This is a genomic window from Mesorhizobium sp. M2C.T.Ca.TU.002.02.1.1 (assembly GCF_003997225.1).
Genome location: NZ_RZTO01000380.1, coordinates 1 through 5,674, shown reverse-complemented (window position 1 = coordinate 5,674; position 5,674 = coordinate 1). Strand labels below are relative to the sequence as shown.

At 66.1% G+C, this 5,674-nt stretch carries 5 protein-coding genes; 1 reads left to right on the top strand and 4 read right to left on the bottom strand.

Annotated elements, in window-relative coordinates:
- Positions 1–178 precede the first annotated feature (178 nt).
- The 4 genes from lpdA to EOD07_RS19810 all read right to left on the bottom strand — a co-directional run bounded on the left by lpdA (position 179) and on the right by EOD07_RS19810 (position 5,396).
- Positions 179–1,591 carry a dihydrolipoyl dehydrogenase gene (gene lpdA, locus EOD07_RS19830; protein ID WP_127236676.1) on the bottom strand — a complete coding sequence of 471 codons (1,413 nt, stop codon included), beginning with the start codon at positions 1,589–1,591 and terminating at the stop codon, positions 179–181.
- A 236-nt stretch (positions 1,592–1,827) separates the two neighbouring features.
- Entirely contained in the window at positions 1,828–3,132 is a 1,305-nt protein-coding gene (locus tag EOD07_RS19820) for a dihydrolipoamide acetyltransferase family protein (protein ID WP_127236675.1), read from the bottom strand.
- A 15-nt stretch (positions 3,133–3,147) separates the two neighbouring features.
- Positions 3,148–4,161 carry an alpha-ketoacid dehydrogenase subunit beta gene (locus tag EOD07_RS19815; protein ID WP_127236674.1) on the bottom strand — a complete coding sequence of 338 codons (1,014 nt, stop codon included), beginning with the start codon at positions 4,159–4,161 and terminating at the stop codon, positions 3,148–3,150.
- Positions 4,162–4,163: 2 nt separating this feature from the next.
- Positions 4,164–5,396, bottom strand: a complete 1,233-nt coding sequence (locus tag EOD07_RS19810; protein ID WP_127236673.1) for a 3-methyl-2-oxobutanoate dehydrogenase (2-methylpropanoyl-transferring) subunit alpha — start codon at positions 5,394–5,396, stop codon at positions 4,164–4,166.
- On the opposite strand from EOD07_RS19810, the gene EOD07_RS38150 reads away from it, so the two are divergent.
- Positions 5,367–5,674 (top strand): hypothetical protein (locus EOD07_RS38150; protein WP_206519503.1); only part of this gene is annotated, 308 nt, incomplete at its 3' end. The genes EOD07_RS19810 and EOD07_RS38150 overlap by 30 nt on opposite strands.

The following is a 5,674-nucleotide window of genomic DNA, read 5'->3' as shown; positions in this document are numbered from 1 at the left end:
GGGGGGGGGGGTCGACCAGCACCAGCCGCTGCTATTTCAAGCCGGCGGCGATGCTTCGCCTCGATTGAGGCCGGTGGTTGGTTGTCGGCGCATCCGCATTTGAGCAGCGGCTTCCCCCACTCCGTCGCCGCTTCGCGGCGCCACCTCTCCCCCCTCCGGAGGGAGAGGAAAAGGGGAGCTAAACATGCAGCGCGTGGCCCAGCGCCTTCAGCGCCGCTTCCTGGAATCCCTCGCCCTGCGTCGGATGCGCGTGGATGGTGCCGGCGATATCCTCCAGCCGCGCGCCCATCTCCAGCGCCAGACCGAACGCCGCCGACAGTTCCGACACGCCTTGCCCGACCGCCTGGATGCCCAGCACCAGATGATTGTCGGCGCGCGCAACCACCCGCACGAAACCGTCCTCGCCCTGCTTCGTCATCGCCCGGCCGTTGGCGGCGAACGGGAACTGGCCGATCTTGATCTCGCCGGCGAGCGCCTTCGCTTCGTCCGGTGACAGGCCGGCGGTGACCAGCTCCGGATCGGTGAAGCAGATCGCCGGAATGGCGCGCTTGTCCCAGCTTCTTTTGTGGCCGGCGACGATCTCGGCCACCATCTCGCCCTGCGCCATGGCGCGATGCGCCAGCATCGGCTCGCCGGTGACGTCGCCGATGGCATAGATGCCGCGCATCGAGGTGCGGCACTGGTCGTCGATGCGGATGAATTTTCCCGCTTTGTCGAGGTCGATCTGCTCCAGACCCCAGCCTTCGGTGAGCGGCTTGCGGCCGACCGTGACCAAAACCTTGTCGGCCGCGATCTTGGCGTTCTTGCCGTCAGCCGTCTCGACCAGCAACGCATCGCCCTTGCCAGCCTGTCCCTGGGTCGACAACCCCTTGGCCTTGGCCCCGGTCATCACCTCGACGCCGAGCTCGCCAAGACGTTTGAGCACCGGCCTTGTCAGCTCCGCGTCATATAGCGAAAGCACGCGCGGCAGCGCTTCGACCACGGTGACCTTGGCGCCCATCTTGGCGAAGGCCATGCCCAGCTCCAGCCCGATATAGCCGCCGCCGACGACCGCGAGCTTCTTCGGCACTTCGCCGAGCGCCAGCGCCTCGGTCGACGAGATCACCGGGCCGCCGAAAGGCAGGAACGGCAGTTCGACCGGCGCCGAGCCGGTGGCGATCACCACCGTTTCGGCACGGATCACTTGCGTGCCGGTCTCGGTTTCGACCTCGACCGTCTTGCCGTCGCGGAAGGTTGCCCAGCCCTGCACGGTCTTGACCTTGGCTTTCTTCAGCAACCCGGCAACGCCGCTGTTGAGCCGGCTAACGATACCGTCCTTCCAGGCCACCGTGCGGGCCAGGTCGAGCGTCGGCGCAGCGACCTTGATGCCGAGCGGATCCTTGCCGCCGGCGATATGCGCGATCTTCTCGAATTCCTCCGCCGCATGGATCAGCGCCTTGGACGGAATGCAGCCGACATTGAGGCAGGTGCCGCCCGGCTTGCCCGCTTCGACGATCACCGTGTCGACGCCGAGCTGTCCGGCGCGGATGGCGCAGACATAACCGCCCGGCCCGGCGCCGATGACGAGCAGCTTGCAGGAGATTTCTTTCATGACGTGACCCTTCGATCCGAGGAAACGTTCCGTCGAGATCCCTCGCGCCCCCCTCTGTCCTGCCGGACATCTCCCCCACGAGGGGGGAGATTAGAAGCTTCGGCGCCTCGCTCATTCCGGGAGCGCTGGTGATTGGCGAAAGCCGGCGTGACGGCCAATCTCCCCTCTTGTGGGGGAGATGCCTGGCAAGGCAGAGGGGGGCGCTGTCCCGCCGACATCTCTATCGTCACGCCTCCTCAATCCACGAAAATCAGCGCCGGCGTCTCCAGCAGCGCCTTGATGCGCTGCACGAACACCGCGGCATCCCAGCCGTCGATGACGCGGTGGTCGAAGCTGGACGACAGGTTCATCATCTTGCGCGGGACGAACTGGGTGCCGTCCCACACCGGCCGCATCATGATCTTGTTGACGCCGACGATCGCCACTTCCGGATAGTTGATGACCGGCGTGGTCGCCACGCCGCCCATGGCGCCGAGCGAGGTGATGGTGATGGTCGAGCCGGAAAGCTCCTCGCGGCTCGCCGTGCCGGCCTTGGCAGCGTCGGCCAGCCGGTTGACTTCCACAGCACTATCCCACAGGTCGCGCGCCTCGGCATGTTTCACCACCGGCACCACCAGCCCGTTGGGCGTCTGCGCGGCGATGCCGATATGGATGCCCTCATGCTGGTGGATGATGCCGGCCTCGTCATCGAACAAGGCGTTGAGGTTGGGCTGCTCGGCGATCGCCTTCACCATCGCCCGCATGAGGAAGGGCAGCAGCGTCAGCTTCGGGCGATCTCCGCGCTTGTCCTTGTTCAGCGTCGCGCGCAGTTCCTCCAATGAAGTGACGTCGATCTCCTCGACATAGGTGATGTGCGGAATGCGCGCCTTCGCCAGCGACATCTTTTCCGCGATCTTGCGCCGCAGCCCCACGACCTTGATGTCCTCGACGCCGTCCTTCCGGGCAAGCCCGGTGACGCGGGTAAGCTGCGGTCCGCGCGCGACGAACGCGTCGATGTCCTCATGGCTGATGCGACCGGCCGGGCCGCTGCCCGGAACCTGGCGCAGATCGATGCCAGCCTCTTTCGCGCGCAACCGGACAGCGGGGGAGGCCAGCGGCTTCTCGCCTTCCGCGCGCGGCGCGCCGGAAGTGGAGGCAGGGCGCGCTGCCTTCGGCGCGGCGGCCGGCGAAACCTTAGCCGGCGCCTCGGCTGGCTTTGGTGCGGGAGCGCTCGGCTGAGGTTCCGCTTTCGGCTCGGCCGACTTGGCGGGAGCCTCGGCCTTCGGCGCGTCGCCGCCACCCGCCTTCACATTGCCTTCGCCGGCCACCTTCAGCCGCACGATCGGCGAGCCGATCGCCACCGTATCGCCGATCTCGGCGCCGAGCCAAAGGATCTCGCCGTCGACCGGCGACGGGATCTCGACGGTCGCCTTGTCGGTCATGACGGCGGCGAGAACCGTATCCTCGCGCACGAGGTCGCCGACCTTGACATGCCATTCGACGAGCTCGGCCTCGGCGACGCCTTCGCCGACATCGGGAAGCTTGATGACGTGTTCGCCCATCTCAGGCCTCCCCCTCTAAGCTTCCAATGTCTCGATAAGCGCGCGCCCGACCCGCGCCGGGCCGGGGAAATAGTCCCACTCTTGCGCATGCGGGTAGGGCGTGTCCCAGCCGGCGACCCGCGCCACCGGCGCTTCCAGATGATAGAAGCAGTTCTCCTGCACCAGCGAGACCAGCTCGGCGCCGAAGCCGGAGGTCAGCGTCGCCTCATGCACGACGACGCAGCGGCCGGTCTTCTTCACCGAGGCGACGATCGTGTCGAGGTCGAGCGGCAGAAGCGTCCTGAGATCGATCACCTCGGCGTCGATGCCGGTCTCCTCGGCCGCGGCCTGCGCCACATAGACCATCGTGCCGTAGGCGAGCACGGTGACCGCCGATCCCGGCCGGCGGATCGCCGCCTTGCCGAGCGGGATCGTGTAATGGCCATCGGCGACCTCGCCGAGCTCATGCTTCGACCAAGGCGTCACCGGCTTGTCGTGATGGCCGTCGAACGGCCCGTTATAGAGCCGCTTCGGCTCGAGGAAGATCACGGGATCGGGATCCTCGATCGCCGCGATCAGCAACCCCTTGGCGTCATACGGATTGGAGGGCACGATCACCTTCAGGCCGGAGACATGAGTGAACAGCGCTTCGGGGCTCTGGCTGTGCGTCTGGCCGCCGAAAATGCCGCCGCCGGTCGGCATGCGCACCACGATCGGGCAGGTGAAGTCGCCGTTCGAGCGGTAACGCAACCGCGCCGCCTCCGATACGATCTGGTCGTAGGCCGGATAAACATAGTCGGCAAACTGCACCTCGACACAGGGTTTCAACCCGTAGGCTGCCATGCCGATGGCCGAACCGACGATGCCGGATTCGCTGATCGGCGCGTCGAAGCAGCGGCTCTTGCCGTACTTGGCCTGCAGGCCTTGCGTGGCACGGAAGACGCCGCCGAAGAACCCGACATCCTCGCCATAGACGATGACGCGTTCGTCGCGCCCCATCGACACGTCCATGGCGTCGCGGATGGCCTCGATCATGGTACGTCTGGGCATGGTCAGACCCCCGCCTGCTGGCGCTGGCGCCTGAGATGCGGCGGCATCTCGGCATAGACGCCCTCGAACATGTCGCGGGTCGACGGCTTGCCGCCGGCATGCAGCGTGCCGTGGCTCTCGGCCTCCTTCTGCGCGGCGATCACCGTCTCGAGGATCTCGGCCTCCGCCTGGGTGTGGCGATCCTCGGACCAGGCGCCTTTCTGGATAAGATGGTTCTTCAGCCGGATGACCGGATCGCCGAGCGGCCAGGCATCCGATTCGGCTTTCGGCCGGTAGGCGGACGGATCGTCGGACGTCGAATGCGCGCCGACGCGGTAGGTGACATATTCGACCAGGGTCGGCCCCAGATTCCGGCGCGCCCGCTCGACCGCCCATTTGGCCACCGCATGGACGGCGAGATAGTCGTTGCCGTCGACGCGCAGCGAAGGAATGCCGAAGCCGAGCCCGCGCGCGGCGAACGTGCCGGAGCCGCCGCGCGCGATGCCCTGGAAGGTCGAGATCGCCCACTGGTTGTTGACGACGTTGAGCACGACAGGCGCCTTGTAGGTCGAGGCGAAGACCAGCGCCGCATGAAAATCGGACTCCGCCGTAGAGCCGTCGCCGATCCAGGCCGCGGCGATGCGCGAATCGTTGGAGATTGCCGAGGCCATGGCCCAGCCGACCGCCTGGATGTATTGCGTCGCCAGATTGCCCGAGATCGAGAAGAAGCCGTGCTCCTTCGAGGAATACATGACCGGCAGCTGCCGGCCCTTCAGCGGATCGGCCTCGTTGGAATAGATCTGGTTCATCATCGAGACCATAGGATAGCCGTCGGCGATCAGCAGACCTGCCTGTCGATAAGTCGGGAAGTTCATGTCGCCCGGCTGAAGCGCCTTGCGGAAAGCGCAGCTCACCGCCTCTTCACCCAGATGCTGCATGTAGAAGGAGGTCTTGCCCTGGCGCTGCGCCATTTGCATGCGCGCATCGAAGGTCCTGAGCGTCATCATATGGCGCAGGCCTTGAAGCAGTTCCTCGTCACTCAGCAGTCCGGCCCATGGCCCGACGGCTTCGCCGGCGCGGTTCAGCACCCGGATGATCGAGAAAGCCATGTCGCGGATGGTGCGCGGATCGACATCGATCTCGGGACGGGGCACCGAGCCCGCCTTGGGAATGGTCACATTCGAGAAGTCGGGCGTGCCGCCCGGCCGCACCTCGGGCTCGGGCACATGGAACCGCAACATTCCAGCATCGGCCATGAGCTCACATCCTCCAATGTTGCCGGTGTGATCTTTGCACATCCGCGCCGCCACACCAGTGCCAATTCGCCAGGTCTCGGCACGGCCTTCCTCCCCGGCCGCCGGCCTCGGAAAGCCGATGCGGCAGGCAGACGCCAAGATGCAGATATGGCGGCGAAATTTCTTGTCGATGTTTTTGCCCGGCGCGCAATTTGGCGGAAGTTTGCGGGGCGATTGCTGTCATTTAACGCAAGCGACGGTGAGGCCAGGCGCGGCCTCACCGTCGCTTGCGTTAAATG